The following is a 15,897-nucleotide window of genomic DNA, read 5'->3' as shown; positions in this document are numbered from 1 at the left end:
TGCCGCGAGAAGTGCCGCGACTCCCAACTAACCGGTCCTCTGCAATCCAGCCTATCCTTTCCGGGCGTACCACGCGGCCCCGATGATGCCGGCCTCGTTTGCGAGGCGCGCCGGGACCAGCTTCGCGTCGGTCCTGAGGAGCTTGCCGTACTCCTGCCAGCGGTGCGGCTTGCTCACGCCGCCGCCGATGACGATCAGGTCCGGGGCGATGACGTACTCGATGTGGTCGAGGGCGTCCTGCACGCGCTCGGCCCAGGCCTCCCATGACAGGGATTCCCGCTCGCGGACCGAGTTGGCCGACCACTTTTCGAGCGTCGTGCCCTTGAGCCAGAGTTGGCCGAACTCGGTGTTGGGGACGAGCGTGCCGTCGACGATCACCACGCTGCCGACGCCCGTGCCGAAGGTGAGGACGACGACCGTGCCGCTCTTGCCCTTACCGGCACCGAAGCGCGCCTCGGCCAGACCTGCGGCGTCGGCGTCGTTGAGGAGGCAGACCCGGAGGCCCGTCTTTTTGCCAAACAGCTTGGCCGCTTTCTTTCCGACCCACGCCTCGTCGATGTTGACGGCGGTCTCGGCGACGCCGCCTCGGACGCGGGCCGGGAGTGTGCAGCCCATCCGGCCCTGCCACTTGAAGTGCTCCACGATCTCGACCACCGTCCGGGCGACCGCCTTCGGCGTGGCCGGCTGCGGCGTGGGGATGCGGTGGCGTCGGGCGACGAGCTCGCCCGTGCGCGTGTCGACGAGGGCTCCCTTGATCCCGGTCCCGCCGATGTCGAGACCGAGCACGATCTTCGGCTTCTTCTTTTTGGCCATCCCTCGAGCGGTGCGTGCGAGGGAAGAAGCTACGCCCCCACCTCGAAATACTGCACGCTGAAGAGGTCGGCCGGGTCGGTCCAGCACTGCCGCACCGCGAGCCCGTGCCGCGCCGCGAAGGCCGCGAAGCCCTCAACCGTGTACTTGTGCGAGTTCTCTGTGTGCATCGCCTCGTCTTCGCCGAAGCGGAACGTCTTACCGTCTACCTCAACGGTCTGGTCGCGGAGGCTGACGAGATACGTCTCGATGCGGCTCTTGTCCTCATTCCAGACGGCCCGGTGCGCGAACCGGTCCCGGTCGAACGTGCCACCGAGTTCGCGGTTGATCCGGTCGAGGAGGTTCAGGTTGAAGGCTGAGGTGACGCCGGCTGCGTCGTCGTAGGCCGCCTCGAGCACGGCCGGGTCTTTCTTCAAGTCTACGCCGATCAGGAGGCCGCCGCCGGGTTCGGCGATGCGGGCCGCCTGGTCCAGAAACGCCGCCGCCTGGGCCTCGTCGAAGTTGCCGATCGTCGAGCCGGGGAAGTAGACGACGCGCTTGCCCGCGGGCAGGTCGGGCAGGTCGAAGGCGGCCGTGTAGTCAGCGGCGACAGGAAGGATGGGAAGGTCGGGGTAGGCCGCCCGGAGCTGCTCGGCGACGGAGAAGAGGTGCTCGCCGGAGATGTCGATCGGGACGTAGGCCGCGAGGCTGCCGAGATGGTCGAGTAGGACGCGCGTCTTGAGGCTCGACCCGCTGCCGTACTCGACGAGCACTGCGCCCGGCCCGATCTGCGCTGCCATCTCGTCGACGTGCGCCTGCATGATCGCAAGCTCCATCCGAGTCGGGTAATACTCCTCGGTCTCTGTGATCTGGTCGAAGAGGACGGAGCCGATCTCGTCGTAGAAATACTTGCAGGGGAGTGACTTGGGCGAGGCGGACAGGCCGGCGATGACATCGCGGAGAAACGCCTCGCGTTCCGTTTCTAGTTTCTCGTTTCTGGTTTCTCGTTGAGGGGAAGCGGTAGCGGGAGGAGTGGGCATGGGAAGCAGAAACGAGGAACTGAAAACTAGAAACTGGACCTAGCGGTCTTTCGCCAGGCGGAGGCCGGTGAACTGCCACGTCGCGTCGGCGGGGAAGAAGTTGCGGTAGGTCCGGCGGACGTGCGTGCGGCTCGTGGCGCAGCTTCCGCCGCGCAGCACGAACTGGTTCGACATGAACTTGCCGTTGTACTCGCCGAGCGCGCCGGGGAGCGGGTTGTAGCCGGGGTACGGAGAATACTGGCTCCGGGTCCACTCCCACACGTCGCCGAAGAGTTGGCGCAGCCGGGGCGCGGCCGGGGCCCCGTCGCCGCCTGGTGCGTCCGGCTCCGGCGGCACCGGGTGGAGCACGTCGTCCTCGGCGAAGTTGCCGGTCATCGGGACGCCCTCGCTGGCGACCTCCCACTCGAACTCCGTCGGGAGGCGCGCCCCGGCCCAGCGGGCGAAGGCGTCGGCCTCGAAGTACGAAATGTGCGTGAGGGGCGCGTGGGGATCGACAGGCCGCATCCCGGCGAGCGTGAAGTGGTGCCACTGGGGACCGCCGCCGGTCCCATCGTCGCGCCGTTCCCAGTAGAACGGCTCGGACCACCCGTTGGCCTGGACGGCCGCGAAGCCCTCGGAGAGCCAGAGCGGGGCGCGCTCGTAGCCGCTGTCGGCCATGAAGTCCATGAACTCGCCGCACGTCACGAGCCGGTCGGCGAGCGCGAACGCCTCGACGAAGGCCCGGTGGCGCGGCGTCTCGTTGTCGAACGTAAACGGCCCGTCGCGCTCCGGTAGGTAGCCGATCTCGTGGAGCCCCGCGTCGAAGGCGACCCACTGCACCGCGCCGGGGTCCGGGGCAGGCGTCACCGACCGCTCGCGGTAGGCCGGACGGAGCGGGTTGACAGAGAAGACGTGCTTGATGTCCGTCACCATCAGCTCCTGGTGCTGCTGCTCGTGGTTGAGCCCCACGCGCACGACCTCGCCGAGCGCCGAGTCGTCGTCGCCCGGCAGCCCGTCGAGGAGGCGGAGCATCGCCTCGTCGACGTGGGCGCGGAAGGCGAAGACCTCGTCGACGGTGGGGCGCGAGAGGTAGCCGCGCTGCGCCCGGCAGTGGCGCTCGCCCGCCTGGACGTAGTACGAGTTGAAGAGGAACGGGTAGGCCTCGTCGTGGAGCGTGTAGTCCTCGGCGTATTCGCGGAGGACGAACGTCTCCCAGAACCACGTCGTGTGGGCGAGGTGCCACTTCGTCGGGCTCACGTCCGCCATCGACTGGACGACGTAGTCCTCGGTCGTGAGCGGCTCGGTGAGGTGCTCGGTGAAGGCGCGGACCGCGCGGTACTGCTCGGCGAGCGGGAGCGCGAGGTAGGCGTTGCGCGAGACGGCAGCGTCAGGGGTGAGGATAGGCATGGGAGCGGAGAGGGGGAAGAGACGGGAGTCCTACGCCGCACCGTGCCGTGCGTTCTGCCTTCGCAGGCCCTTACCACCCTCGGGCTGCCGCTTCGTCACGGAAAACGGCGAAGGCCGGCCGCTCGCTCCGGTCGTAGCTGCGAAGGCCGAGGCTGCCCAGAAAGCCGAGAAAGCGCTCGTCCGAGATGCCGTAGTACACCTCAAACTCGCCGACCGAGGCAGGCGAGAAGTCTGTCAGGAAGGAGTACGAGATGCCCCGGAACTGGTCGGCGTGGTCGTCCCACGCGCGGAAGAGCTCGCGGACGAACGCCGCCTGCATCGCGTCCGAACTCTCGCACTGCGGGCTGGCCGGGTAGCCGGCCTCGGCTAGGTACACCGGCCGGTCGGGATAGGCTGCTGCGATGGCGTCGAAGTCGGCACGCACGACGGTCGGCGGGCGGACCGTGAAGTCGTCGGCGAGCGGATAGTAGGTGGTCAGGACGACGTCGCTGCCGGCGTTGAGCCTCTGGGCGAGCGCCCGCGTGCCGCCCGTCAGCCCGTCCGAGGTCACCTTGACGCCCAGGTCTGTGCCGGGACGTAGCGCACGGGCGCGCTCGGCGGCGGCTTCGTACAAGACCGTGTAGGCGGCCCACGCGTCGGCGTCGGCGAGGAGGGCGTCGACTTCGTTCCCGAGGGCGAGGAACGTCAGCTCCACGCTCGGGATGCGGGGAAGCGCGGCGTCTAGAAGCGCCTCGAACCGGCCGATCACTTCGGGATGGTCGAAGGGCAGGTCCTGCAAGTCACTGGGCCGGACGTCGTTGTTCGTATCGACGGGACCGATCATGAGGTCGAGCTTGAGCCCGGCGGCGGGGAAGTAGCTCTCGGCCACGTCGAGCAGGCTGAGGTCGAACGTGCCCGGCTCGGGCTCCAGGCGCTGCCAGGTGAGCGAGAGCGTCACCGCTTCGGCCCCGAGGTCTTCGGCTACGCTCAGCGCCTCGTCGTAGGACTCGACCTCGGCTTCGACAATCTGGATAGTGAGGACCCGCGAGCCACGCGGGACCGGGGCCTCGTCACCAGGCGGTGGATCCGTTGCCGCCGTGTCGCAGGCGGCGAGAGCGAGGCAGGCGAGGAGCAGGATCTGGGAGCAGCGCATGGCAGTGAGCGTAGAGTCCAGGAAGGCAGCCACAGGGCTTAGCGTACGCAGGACATCGGCAGAAGCGCCGCTCGCCTTTACGCCGTGGCGTCGTAGCGCGCTACGCCCCGGCTACGCCGGTCTCGATCACGATCTCGCCTTCGAGGGTGCGGTGGACGGGGCAGCGGTCGGCGATCTCGACGAGGCGGGTGCGCTGCTCGTCCGAGAGCGGGCCGTCGAGGGTGAGGGTACGGCGGAGGCGGTCGATGTGGCCCTCCTCGGTCTCGCACTCGGCGCAGTCTTGGGCGTGGAGGCGGTCGTGCTCGACCTGGACGGTGACGCCTTCGAGCGGCCACTTCTTGCGGTCGGCGTACATCCGGAGCGTCATCGCGGTGCACGTCCCGAGGGCGGCCCCGAGGAGGTCGTAGGGCGTCGGCCCCTGGTCGGTCCCGCCGACCTCCTCGGGCTCGTCGGCGACGAGCGCGTGCTGGCGGATGGCAACGCCGCTGCGGAAGCCGGAGGTGGGCGTGTGGACCGTGACGCGGTGGTCGAAGACCTCGGCGAAGTCGGCGGGGAGGGACGGTTCCATGAAGACAGGGAGACGGTGAGCAAAGGACGGGTTGCAAGCTACTGCTGCCGGCCCTGCCGCGCTTCACGATGCGGTCAAACCGCCTGGCCACACTCGGGCCTCGAGAGTTGTACGACAAGAAAGGCTTGCAGCCCCACCGGCTGCGAGCCTCGGAAAGTCTAGCGGGCGGAAAGCGCTTAGCCCTGCTCCTGCACCTGGCGGACGTAGTCGAACTGCCGCTGCGCGCCGTTGACGATCTGGCTCAGTCCGGTGCCGCCGGAGCAGACCCGCTTCGCGGTCCGGGCGGCGAAGTACGAGCCCGACAAGCTAGTGCGCGACGGGCTCACCGAGGGCGACTTCGAGGCCACGCGCAACTACCTCCTGAAGTACGTCAACGTGCTCACCCAGAGCCAGGGGCGTCAGATCGGCTACGCGCTCGACTCGCGGTTCTACGCCAACCCGCCGTTTGCGGAGTTCGTCCGCAAGAGGCTCCAGGCGCTCACGCTCGACGACGTGAACTACGTCCTGCGTGAGCACCTGCGGACCGACGGCCTGGCGCTCGTCGTCGTCACCCCCGACGCCGAAGACCTCCCCGCGCGCCTCGCCAAGGACACCCCGTCGCCGATCACCTACAACGCGCCCAAGCCCAGCGAGATCATGGTCGAGTATGAGGTGATCCAGCAGTACCCACTCGGCATCGGCCGCGAAGCGATCCGCACCGTGTCCGTGGAAGACGTGTTCGAGCAGGCGTTGTTCTAGCCAGCGCTGCGTCGGGCCAGGCGCGCAGCGAAGACAGACCGACGCGCAGGAGCGGCTGGACGGCTGCTCCTGCGCGTTTTTGCGTGGTCCTGGGGCACGAGGTGCGACGCGGGGGAAGAGAAATGGCGCGGCGGATAAAGGTTGGTCTTCTGGCGGACGATACGCCCTATGGTCCGCCCCATCGGGGTCCGGGCCGATGTCCACCCCCACGGCGGTGCGAATCACCCCCTCCGCCTTGTCCTAGCCCAAGACGCCTCCTTCCATGCATACCCTATCTCGCTTTCTCTTGCCCTGCACGCTGCTGCTCGGCGTGCTCGTCGCCGGCTGCGACTCGACCGACGAGAGCGGCACCGCTACGATCTCCGGACGCGTGACCGACAGCAGCGGAAGCGCCATTGGCGGCGCCAACGTCGTCGCGGCGGAGTTCGGCGCTTCGACCGTCACGGACGGGTCGGGTAACTACGCGCTCGACCTTCAGGTGGACAGTTCGGGGACGGTCATCGCCCTCGGCGTGTTCGCCGACGACTTCGTGGAAGCCTCGCCGCGCAGCGTCACCGTCTTCATCGACCAGGTCACCCCGGTGCCTTCGATCGTGCTCACCCGACTCGGGGGAAACAGCGAGGACGACGGCGGCAACGACGGCGGCGGTGGGGACACCGGCGGCGGCGTCGATGACGGCGCGGACGAAGGCTCCGGCCCCGGGGCCAGCATCACGCTCGTCGACCGCTCCTCGACGACCATCGCCGTCCGAAGCGCGGGAGCCGACGAGACCGCGACGCTCACGTTCGTCGTGCTCGACGCCTTCGGCAACCCAGTCGACACGGACAACGCTATCACCGTCAACTTTGCGATCGCTAGCGGTCCCGGCGGTGGTGAGTTCCTCGCGCCCGCGAGCGACGAGACCAACGCCTCGGGCCGGGTCCAGACCACGCTCTCCAGCGGCACCGTCGCTGGGACGGTCCAGATCCGCGCCACCGCGACCAACAGCGACGGCGTCGAGATCGCCTCGCTTCCCGTCATCATCACGATCACCGGCGGCCTGCCGGACCAGGCCCACTTCGGCATCGGCATCGCGGAGCGTAACGTTCCGGGCTACGAGGTTCTGAACGTTTCGAGGACCGTCGAGGCGGTCGTCGGGGACATCTACGCGAACCCGGTGCAGCCTGGGACTGCGGTCTACTTCACGACGAGCACGGGCATCATCGAAGGGGCCGCCCAAACCAATGCACTCGGGCAGGCCAGTGTCACGCTGCTCTCGGCTCCCCCCTTCAACGCGGGCACGCCGCCCGCCGCCTGCCCCGACGCCGACCCCCGAGGCTACGGGGTGATCACGGCCAGCACCGCAGACATGAACCAGGAGCAGATCGAGACCAACGGGTTGATCCTGTTCTCTGCGGAGACGACGATAGACCTGGTAACCGAAGGGCTGGAACTCCAGGGGTACCGCTACACGGTGTCCGACCTCTTCGGCCACCCGCTCGCCCCGGGCTCCGTGATCACCGTCGCTGCCGACGGCGTGAACGTCGAGGCCGTCGGCGACGTCAACGTCGTCCTCGGCGACTACCTCTGCCCGGGGAGCGGGACGACGCGGTTCACGTTTGCCGTCGTGCAGGGCGACGAGGAGGGCGAGGACGACCTCCCGCTGCCGCCCGAGGTGGAGACGATCACGATCAGCGTCAGCAGCCCCAACGGCAACTTGCAGCTCACGCGCTCCCCGCTCGGCGAGGGGCTGACGCAAGACCTCGTCACGGAAGACTTCTGAGCCTTCGGGGGTAGGACGCCGTGGCTCTGGCCGCCCGGTCTCGCGCAGACTGGGCGGCTTTTTTGTGGGGCGTATGTTGCGGCATGACCTCACCAGGCAATCCGGCCCAAGCGGGCGCGCTCGAAGCGATCTTCATCGCGCCCACAGCGAAGGCCCCGGTGCAGTCGGTCGAGGCCGTGCGGGCCGTGCCGGGGCGCGGGCTGGAGGGGGACCGCTACTGGAAGGGCGAGGGCGCGTTCAGCCGCTGGCCCGGACCGCTCCGCGAGGTGACCCTCATCGACGCCGACGCGCTCGCCGCGGCCGAGGCCGAGTTCGGGGTGCACCTCTCGGCGGGGGAGCACCGGCGCAACCTCGTCGTGCGCGGCGTGCCGCTGGCCGAGTGGAAGAAGCAGGTCTTCACCGTCGGCGCGGTGCGGCTGTGCGGCGTGCGGGTCTGCGCGCCCTGCAAGTACCTCGTGCGCGTGACCGGGCAGGAGGCGATCTTCGACGCCCTCGTCCGGCGCGGCGGCCTCCGCGCCGAGGTGCTGACCGAAGGCACGCTCCGCGTCGGCGACGCGGTCCGGCCGGTGTGAACGCAGCGCCGCCCCGCGCGTACTCCTCAGTCGCCCCAACCGCAGGCTCCGCAGGAGCCTTCCCATGCGCATCCCCGACGACAAGGTCGAAGAGGTCAAAGCCGCCACCGACATCGTGGACGTGGTGAGCGACTACGTGCGGCTCAAAAAGGCCGGCTCCAACTTCAAGGGGCTCTGCCCGTTCCACAACGAGAAGACGCCGTCGTTCAACGTCAACCCGTCGATGGGCATCTTCAAGTGCTTCGGCTGCGGGAAGGGCGGGAACGTCTACTCGTTCCTGATGGAGGTCGAGGGGCTGGGGTTCGTCGAGACCGTGCGGATGCTCGCCGAGAAAGCGGGGATCGAGTTGCCCGAGGAGGGCGCGGGCGACCCGCACGCCGACGAGAAGGAGTCGGCGCTGCACGCCCTCCGCTTCGCGGCGCGGTGGTACTACGAGCAGCTCACCCGCACCGACACCGGCCGGCAGCGCGGGCTGGCCTACTTCGAAGGGCGCGGTCTCTCGCCGGAGACGATCAAAAAGTTCGGGCTCGGCTTCGCACCCGACGCGTGGGACGGACTGCTGAAAGCCGCTGAGGCGGCCCAGGTCAAGCCCGAGGTGCTCGACGCGGCCGGCCTCGTGCTCCCGAACAAAAACGGCGACGGCTTCCACGACCGCTTCCGCGAGCGGGCTATGTTCCCAATCCTCTCGCACGTCGGCAAGGTCCTCGGCTTCGGCGGGCGCGTCCTCCCCGACAGCGCGCCGCCGACCGGCGACTACGTCCCGCCGAAGTACATCAACTCGCCCGAGACGCGGGTCTACAGCAAGAGCCGCGTGCTCTACGGCCTGTTCCAGGGCAAGCAGGCCATCCGGGGCGAGGAGGAGGTGATCCTCGTCGAGGGCTACACCGACGTGATCTCGCTCCACCAAGCAGGCGTCGAGCATGTGGTAGCCTCCAGCGGGACGGCGCTCACGCCGGAGCAGGTGAAGGCGCTCGGGCGCTACGCCAAGCGCGTCCTCCTGCTCTACGACGCCGACTCAGCCGGGGCCGCCGCCGCGCTCCGAGGCATCGACCTTATCCTGCGCGAAGGGCTCGCGGCCTACGTCGTCGCACTCCCCGAGGGCTCGGACCCGGACTCGTTCGTGCAGCAGTTCGGCGGCGAGGCCTTCCGCAACTACCTCCAGAAGCACCGCCAGAGCTTCGTGCATTTCAAGGTCGCCGCCGCGCGGCGGGCCGGGACGCTCAGCACCCCCGAGGGCCAGGCCGAGGCGGCGCGCTCGGTCCTCGACTCGGTCGCCCAGATTCCCGACACGGTGGCGCAGGACGGCTACATCCGCGTCGCGGCCGAGCAGCTCGGCGTGCCGGACATCCACCTGCGGATGCAGTTCCGCGACCTCGTCAAGAGCGGGGCGAGCACGCCGCGCTCGGTGCCTCGCCCCGAGCCGCCGCTGCCGGAGGACGACGGGCCGACGCCGGTCTTTTTCGAGATGCGGCCCGAGGAGGGCGCGCTCGTCCGGCTGATGCTGGAGCACGGCCGCCCGATGGTCGAGCACGTCCTCGGCCGCATGGGGCTCGACGAGTTCTCCGAAGGACCGGTGCGCGACCTCGTCCAGCACCTCCTGAAGCAGTACGAGGCCGGCCCCATCGACCGCGAGGCGTTCGTTGGCGGCGCGTTCGGGCCGGCGGTGCAGCAGATCGCCGCCGGCGTGCTCGTGGACCGGCACGCGGTCTCGCAGAACTGGCAGAAGCTGGCCGGGGTCGGCGTGCCCGAACTCAACGGCGAACCCTACGAGTCGGCCGCGAGCGCGATGACGCTCCTCAAGCTCGACCGCGTCGGCGAGGCTATCGACCTCGTCGTCCGCAAGACCTACGCCGCCGAGCAGGCCGGGGAGGACCTGACTGACTTGCAGCGGGAGATGCAACAGCTCCAGCAGCTCAAAGGGCAGATCGAGCGGCGCGAGTTCCTGGAGTGGGGCAGCGAGGCGTCGGCGTAGGGTGAGTGGGAGGGGTGGGAGGGGTGGGAGGGGTGGGAGGGGTGGGAGGGGTGGAAAGAAAAGCCGAGAAAGTTAACGAGACCCTCGCGCTCCGCGCCAACGCGCGCTAAGCGGGAGGATGGAAGATGGAGGGTCGAGGATAGCGGTCCAGGCTCCACCCTCTGTGCTCCTGTTCATCCCTTCATTCCCTCCCTGCTCTCCACGCCGAACTTCCCATTCCTCCCATTCCTCCCATTCCGCGCCGCAGGCGCCCCCCCGTCCCACCGTGTCGTATGTTGCCGCTCCCACCCGACGAGGCCCGCCGTTATGTCCAAGACCCCTGAACCCGCGCAGGAAGCCGCCCCGCTGACGACCGACGCCGACCCGGCAGCGGAGGCCCCGAGCGGCGACGGGGCCGCCGGGCCGACCTCGGAGGTGGCGGTGCCGGGCGTGCGCGTCGAGCCGGCCGTGCCGGCGTGGGACTTCGCCGTGCCCCGCGCCGTCGAGCCGCAGCCCGTGGCCGAGGACGCCGACCTCACGCAGCCGGAACTCTACTTCAACCGCGAGCTGAGCTGGCTCGACTTCAACGCCCGCGTGCTCGCCCAGGCCCTCGACGCGCGAACGCCGAAGCTGGAGCAGCTTCGCTTCCTCGCCATCACGGCCAACAACCTCGACGAGTTCTTCCGCAAGCGCGTCGGCGGGCTGAAGCGGCAGGAGGCCGCCGGCGTCCGCTCGCTCTCGCCCGACGGCCGGACCCCGGCCGAGCAGCTCGACCTCGTGCAGGCGGCGCTCGGGCCGATGTACGAGACCATCATCCAGGTCTGGGAGGAGGGCCTCCGCCCGTCGCTCGAAGAGGCCGGGATCGTGGTGCGCGACTACGACGACACCTCGGCCGAGCAGCAGGCCGCGCTCGACGCCTACTTCCACACCCACATCTTCCCGATCCTCACCCCGCTCGCGGTCGACCCCGGCCACCCGTTCCCGTTCATCTCGAACCTCTCGCTCTCGCTGGCGGTGATGCTCCGCCACCCGACGCGCGGGACCGAGCACTTCGCCCGGCTCAAGGTCCCCATCTCGCGGGGCCGCTGGATCACGATCCCCGGCGAGACCCACCACTTCGTCCCCGTCGAGCAGATCATCCGCGCCAACGTCGGCGAGCTGTTCCGGGGGATGGAGGTGGTCGCGGTGAGCGCCTTTCGGATCACGCGCAACGCCGACGTGCGCCGCAACGAGGAGGAGGCTGACGACCTGCTGGCGATGATCTCCGACGAGGTCCGCGAGCGCCGCTTCGCCGACGTCGTCCGGCTCGAAGTCGAGGCGGCGATGCCCGCCACGGTGCGGACCCTCCTCGTGCGCGAGCTCGAACTAGAAGAGGAAGACGTCTACGTCTCCGACGGCCTCCTCGAACTCGCCGACCTCATGGACCTGGCCGACCTCCCGCTGCCGCGCCTCCAGTACAAGCCCTGGGAGCCGATCACCCCGATCCGGCTGCGGCACGAGGGCGAGAGCGAGGACCAGGCTACGATGTTCGCCTCCATCCGCAAGGGCGACCTCCTCGTGCACCACCCCTACGAGTCGTTCGCGGCCTCGACGCTCCGCTTCATCGAGGAGGCGGCCTCGGACCCGGCGGTGCTGGCCATCAAGCTGACGCTCTACCGGACGAGCCGCGACTCCCCGGTCGTGGCCGCGCTCCGGCGGGCGGCCGAAGAGGGCAAGCAGGTCGCGGTCCTGATCGAGCTCAAGGCGCGCTTCGACGAGGAGCGAAACATCGAGATGGCGCAGCTCCTGGAGAAGGCGGGCGTCCACGTCACCTACGGCCTCGTCGGGCTCAAGACGCACGCCAAGACGACGCTCGTCGTGCGCGAGGAGGCCGGCGGGCTGCGGACCTACAGCCACATCTCGACCGGCAACTACAACCCGACCACGGCCCGGTTCTACACCGACCTCGGCCTGCTGACAGCGAGCCCGGCCGTGGGCTCGGACCTCGTCAACCTCTTCCACTACCTCACCGGCTACGCACCCGAGCAGAGCTACCAGAAGCTCCTCGTCGCCCCGCGCCGCATGCGCCCGGCGTTCATCGAGATGATCCACGCCGAGACCGAGCACCAGCAGGCGAACGGCAACGGGCGCATCATCTGCAAGATGAACGCGCTCGACGACCCGGTGATGATCCGCGAACTCTACGCCGCCTCGCAGGCCGGCGTCAAGATCGACCTCATCGTGCGCGGCCACAGCCGCCTCCGGCCCGGTCTCCCTGGCTTCTCGGAGAACATCCGCGTCCTCTCGGTCGTCGGCCGCTTCCTGGAGCATAGCCGGATCTACTACTTCGGCAACAACGGCGCCCCGCGCTACTTCCTCTCCAGCGCCGACTGGCAGCGCCGCAACCTCGAAGACCGCGTCGAGGTGGCCGTGCCGATCGAGGACCCGGAGGTGCAGGGGCGGCTCAAGCGGACGCTGAAGTTCTGCCTCCGGGACAACCGCCTCGCGTGGGACCTCGGTGCCGACGGCCTCTACACGCAGCGCACGCCCGGCGAGGACACCGTCCGCGCCTTCCACGACGTGCTGATGGACCGCGCCCTCCAGCGCGCCGTCGAGGAAGATCCGCCGTGGGACCTATGAGCGAATCGGGTATTGGCAGTCGCGTGTCGGAGCGTCCCGCGCCGGTCCCGTCGAACCCGGACCTCGCGGTCGTCGAGGCGTGGGTGGCGGAGCTGGACGAGCACCGCCTCGGGCCGTCCGGTCGCGTGGCAATGCTGGTCGAGACCCCGCGTCCGCACGAGCACGCCGAGCGCGAGTCGGTCCAGGCGGTGCCGGGCAAAGGCTTCGCGGGCGACCACGGGCGCAAGTCGTTCTACCTCGGCAAGCACGTCCCCGGCCGCGAGGTGTCGGCCGTCGCGCTCGACACCCTCCGCGTGCTCGGCGTCGATCCCATCGTCGTCGGCGACAACCTCATCACCGAAGGGTTCGACCTCGCCGCCCTCGAACCGGGCGACCGGGTGCGGGTGGGGGAGGAGGTGGTGCTGGCCCGGTCTGAGCGTGCGCACCGCCCGTGCTCCGTTTTCCGCGAGCGGACCAGCCCCGAAGCCTTCGCCGTCGTCCGGCAGCAGCGGTACCGAGGGGCTCTGTTCGTCGTCGAGCGCGGCGGCACGATCCGCCTCGGCGACCGGATCGAGCGCATCGCGGATTGATGCCACTCGGCATGAAAACGCGTAGGGGCTTGATTAACCAAGCCCCTACAGTATTAACCAAGCCCCTACGGTGACATAATCCTCGATGGCCGGCTACGGCGTGGTCGCCGTCGCGGCCGACGTAGGTGCGGCCCGTGAGGCGAGGACGTTGTCCACGGTCGCCGCTAGCTCGCGGAACGCGGCTGTGCCCCACGTCCGGCGGTGGATCGTGATGATCTTGGCCTGCGCCCGGCGGTACGGCGTCGGGTTGTCGGCGGCGAGCTGCTGGAAGCGCGTGTGGAGCGCGTCGAGGCGGCGCTTGTTGGCCGTGCTGAACCCGAAGCGGCCGGTGTCCTGCACAAGGCGCTCGTAGGCGCGGTCGTACTGCGTCTGCTCGCCGGTCCGGGCCGGGTCGGCAAACACGTCTTCGTCGAACCGGATCATCGCCTCCTCGTCGAGCAGGTCGTTCCCGATCTGGGTCAGCACCTCCGAGGCCCCGTAGGGGAGGAAGAAGCGGACGCGCTTGCCGTCGACGGCGCGCGTGAGCGTGACGTTGCCCGCCACGGGCACGCCGACCGTCTCCTCGCTGCCCGAGACCGGGAGCTTCACGTGCTGGTTGATCGCCCGGAAGCGGCTGTAGAGGTTGGGGTAGTCGTTGTCCGGGCCCCAGTCGAGGCGGCCGCCGTGCGGCTCGAGCGCGCCGAGGAGGTCGCGGAGCGTGACGCTGACTCCGGGCCTGAGGCTGACCTGCTCGGTCTTGAGCGTCCGGTCGGGGTCGATCTCCAGGTCCTCGACGGCGCGGAGTGAGCCGTACGCCTGGAGCACGTAGGCCCGCGAGTGTGGCCCGAAGGACGACTGCTTGCGGACGCGCGTGAAGCCGTCGGTGACGCCCCACATGTAGGCGTCGGTGACGCTCTTGCTGGGGAGATTTTCTTCGCCGGCGTTGGCGCGAAGGAAGGTCTGGTAGAGGTGGAAGATGTTGCCCGGGCCGGTGTGGTAGGCCGAGACGCCGGGGATCTCGTGCCCGACTGCGTTGGCGTAGCCGCGCACGAGCAGGAACGAGCCCTGGAGCGAGAGGAGCGGGTTGAGCTCCTCGCGCACGTCCACCGTGCCCGCCTGCGCCGGGAGCGCGTACGTGTTCACGTCGAACAGGTCGAGGATGTCCGGCATCATCTGGTACCGGCCACGCGCGCCGACGGGCGAGACCATCCAGTCCTGGTTGAACGTCTCGACGGTCCCGATCTCCGTCGCGAGCAGGCTCAGGCCAAGCTGGCGAGCGTAGCGGACCTCGTACTCGATCGTCGGGGTGTCGCGCCCGCGGGCCTCCTGCACCTGGTTGGCGCGGCCCCAGCGGATCGAGACGGCGGGCTTAGGGACGCCGCGCGCGACCCACTTGCGGACGAGCTGGTTGGTCGCCCCGCGCCGCGCCTGGTCAACGACGTCCCAGTTCGCCTCGCCGGTCTCTTCGTAGCGGTCGCGCATCTCGCGGAGCGTGAAGACCTCCAGCGTCTGCGCCGTCCGGTTGTCGAGGACGCGGATCGAGAAGTTGTCGTCGACGCCCTGGCGCTTTTCGTAGATGTCGAGCTGGGCGCGGAAGTCGTCGAGCGTTACGTCCTCCGAGCTGGAGTCGGCCGACTGGATGAACGCGTTCGAGAGGTAGGAGGCGTAGGTCCGGTCCGGGTGGATGTCGAGCGACGCGAACGTGAACGGCCCGCGCACGACGGGCTCGGCGACCCCGGGCTCGGTGGGCTCCTCGTCGGTCTGCGCGCTCGGCGGCACGTCCTGAGCGACGAGGTCGGCCCGCGTAATCACGAGGGCGAACACACCGAAGGCGACGAGGAACAGCAGGGCTAGCCACTCGATGCGGCGCGCGCTCGGGTCGGTGAGGTAGTCGGCGACCGAGCGCTTGGCGGGGCGGGGGGGCTCAGAAGGAACGTCTGACATGAGGTTGGGGAGGGCCTAGAGAGGGAGAGCCTGACGGGAAGAAAACGGTCGTGCGGTGGGGAATCGGGTGCTCGGTGCATCAAAAGTTAGGCCGAGGCCGAGCGGCTGGCCTTCTGGACGAGATCGCGGAACAGCGGGGTCATCGACGCGCCCATCCGCTCCGGGTGCCACTGCACGCCGACGAACAGGCCGTCGTCGCTCTCGATGGCTTCCACGACGCCGTCGGGTGCGCGAGCCGCCACCCGGAGGCGGGATCCGAGCGCTTCTACGGCCTGGATGTGTCGCGTGTTCACCGAGAGGGGTTCGGGGCCGAGCAGCTGGCCGAGGTAGCTAGCGGATTCGAGGACAATGGGGTGGTCGGCAGCACCGCGCTTCTGGCTGTGCGCGGCGGCCCCCGCCTGCTGTGCCTCCACGTCGGCGTAGAGCGTGCCGCCGGCAAGGGCGTTGCCGAGTTGCATCCCGTAGCAGATGCCGAGCACGGGGCGACGGGCCGTAAGGAAGGAGGCGAGCAACCGGGTGTCAGACGCGAGACGAGCCGGGGCAGTTTCCTCGATGTCGGCCGGAAGCGTCCCCACTAGGCCGTCCGTGACCGCCGGGCCGCCGGTGACGACGAGTCCGCCGAGCAGCGCAGCGAACGCCTCCGCCGCGTCGTCGGTCTCCAGCATCGGCACGATCAGCGGCAGGCCGCCTGCGCGCTCCACCGCCAGCACGTAGCGCCGGTCGAGCCGCTGCTCCCCATCGTTGAGTGAGGTCGTGATACCGATGCGCGGGCGCATGGGGCGGGGAGAGTGGGGAGAGTGGGGAGAGTGGGGAGAGTGGGGAGAGTGGGGAGAGTGGGGAGAGTGGGG

At 69.3% G+C, this 15,897-nt stretch carries 14 protein-coding genes; 6 read left to right on the top strand and 8 right to left on the bottom strand.

What is annotated here, in order from left to right:
* Positions 1-51 precede the first annotated feature (51 nt).
* From AAGI91_12505 to AAGI91_12480, 6 genes are all read right to left on the bottom strand, one after another.
* A complete protein-coding gene (locus AAGI91_12505) occupies positions 52-813 on the bottom strand; it encodes an ROK family protein (protein MEM1043436.1) in 762 nt (253 codons plus the stop codon).
* Positions 814-842: 29 nt separating this feature from the next.
* Positions 843-1,829: an L-histidine N(alpha)-methyltransferase gene (egtD, locus tag AAGI91_12500; GenBank protein ID MEM1043435.1), complete on the bottom strand. Its 987-nt coding sequence runs from the start codon at positions 1,827-1,829 to the stop codon at positions 843-845.
* 39 nt (positions 1,830-1,868) lie between these two features.
* The gene (gene egtB, locus AAGI91_12495; GenBank protein MEM1043434.1) at positions 1,869-3,215 is read right to left on the bottom strand and encodes an ergothioneine biosynthesis protein EgtB; all 1,347 of its coding nucleotides are present in this window, start codon (positions 3,213-3,215) and stop codon (positions 1,869-1,871) included.
* 70 nt (positions 3,216-3,285) lie between these two features.
* Positions 3,286-4,347, bottom strand: coding sequence for a hypothetical protein (locus AAGI91_12490; GenBank protein MEM1043433.1), 1,062 nt, complete (start codon positions 4,345-4,347; stop codon positions 3,286-3,288).
* A 100-nt stretch (positions 4,348-4,447) separates the two neighbouring features.
* Positions 4,448-4,915, bottom strand: a complete 468-nt coding sequence (locus AAGI91_12485; protein MEM1043432.1) for an OsmC family protein — start codon at positions 4,913-4,915, stop codon at positions 4,448-4,450.
* 176 nt (positions 4,916-5,091) lie between these two features.
* Positions 5,092-5,220, bottom strand: coding sequence for a hypothetical protein (locus tag AAGI91_12480; protein ID MEM1043431.1), 129 nt, complete (start codon positions 5,218-5,220; stop codon positions 5,092-5,094).
* Between the two features lie 4 nt (positions 5,221-5,224).
* On the opposite strand from AAGI91_12480, the gene AAGI91_12475 reads away from it, so the two are divergent.
* From AAGI91_12475 to AAGI91_12450, 6 genes are all read left to right on the top strand, one after another.
* Positions 5,225-5,653, top strand: coding sequence for a hypothetical protein (locus tag AAGI91_12475; GenBank protein MEM1043430.1), 429 nt, complete (start codon positions 5,225-5,227; stop codon positions 5,651-5,653).
* Positions 5,654-5,915: 262 nt separating this feature from the next.
* Positions 5,916-7,415, top strand: a complete 1,500-nt coding sequence (locus AAGI91_12470) for a carboxypeptidase regulatory-like domain-containing protein (protein MEM1043429.1) — start codon at positions 5,916-5,918, stop codon at positions 7,413-7,415.
* An 83-nt stretch (positions 7,416-7,498) separates the two neighbouring features.
* Positions 7,499-7,987: an MOSC domain-containing protein gene (locus tag AAGI91_12465; protein MEM1043428.1), complete on the top strand. Its 489-nt coding sequence runs from the start codon at positions 7,499-7,501 to the stop codon at positions 7,985-7,987.
* Positions 7,988-8,051: 64 nt separating this feature from the next.
* On the top strand, positions 8,052-9,959 hold the full coding sequence (gene dnaG / locus AAGI91_12460) for a DNA primase (GenBank protein ID MEM1043427.1): 1,908 nt from the start codon (positions 8,052-8,054) through the stop codon (positions 9,957-9,959).
* A 306-nt stretch (positions 9,960-10,265) separates the two neighbouring features.
* Positions 10,266-12,557: a polyphosphate kinase 1 gene (ppk1, locus tag AAGI91_12455; protein MEM1043426.1), complete on the top strand. Its 2,292-nt coding sequence runs from the start codon at positions 10,266-10,268 to the stop codon at positions 12,555-12,557.
* The gene (locus AAGI91_12450) at positions 12,554-13,126 is read left to right on the top strand and encodes an MOSC domain-containing protein (protein ID MEM1043425.1); all 573 of its coding nucleotides are present in this window, start codon (positions 12,554-12,556) and stop codon (positions 13,124-13,126) included. Before ppk1 ends, AAGI91_12450 begins: the two co-directional genes overlap by 4 nt.
* A 93-nt stretch (positions 13,127-13,219) precedes the next feature.
* Here AAGI91_12450 and AAGI91_12445 read toward each other — a convergent pair whose 3' ends face one another.
* A complete protein-coding gene (locus tag AAGI91_12445; GenBank protein MEM1043424.1) occupies positions 13,220-15,049 on the bottom strand; it encodes a hypothetical protein in 1,830 nt (609 codons plus the stop codon).
* 86 nt (positions 15,050-15,135) lie between these two features.
* The gene (locus AAGI91_12440; GenBank protein MEM1043423.1) at positions 15,136-15,825 is read right to left on the bottom strand and encodes a gamma-glutamyl-gamma-aminobutyrate hydrolase family protein; all 690 of its coding nucleotides are present in this window, start codon (positions 15,823-15,825) and stop codon (positions 15,136-15,138) included.
* Between the last annotated feature and the right edge of the window lie 72 nt (positions 15,826-15,897).

It is taken from the genome of Bacteroidota bacterium (assembly GCA_038746285.1).
Classification (GTDB): domain Bacteria; phylum Bacteroidota; class Rhodothermia; order Rhodothermales; family JANQRZ01; genus JANQRZ01.
The sequence above is the reverse complement of the archived record's forward strand: the minus strand, read 5'-3'. Positions and strand labels throughout refer to the sequence as shown.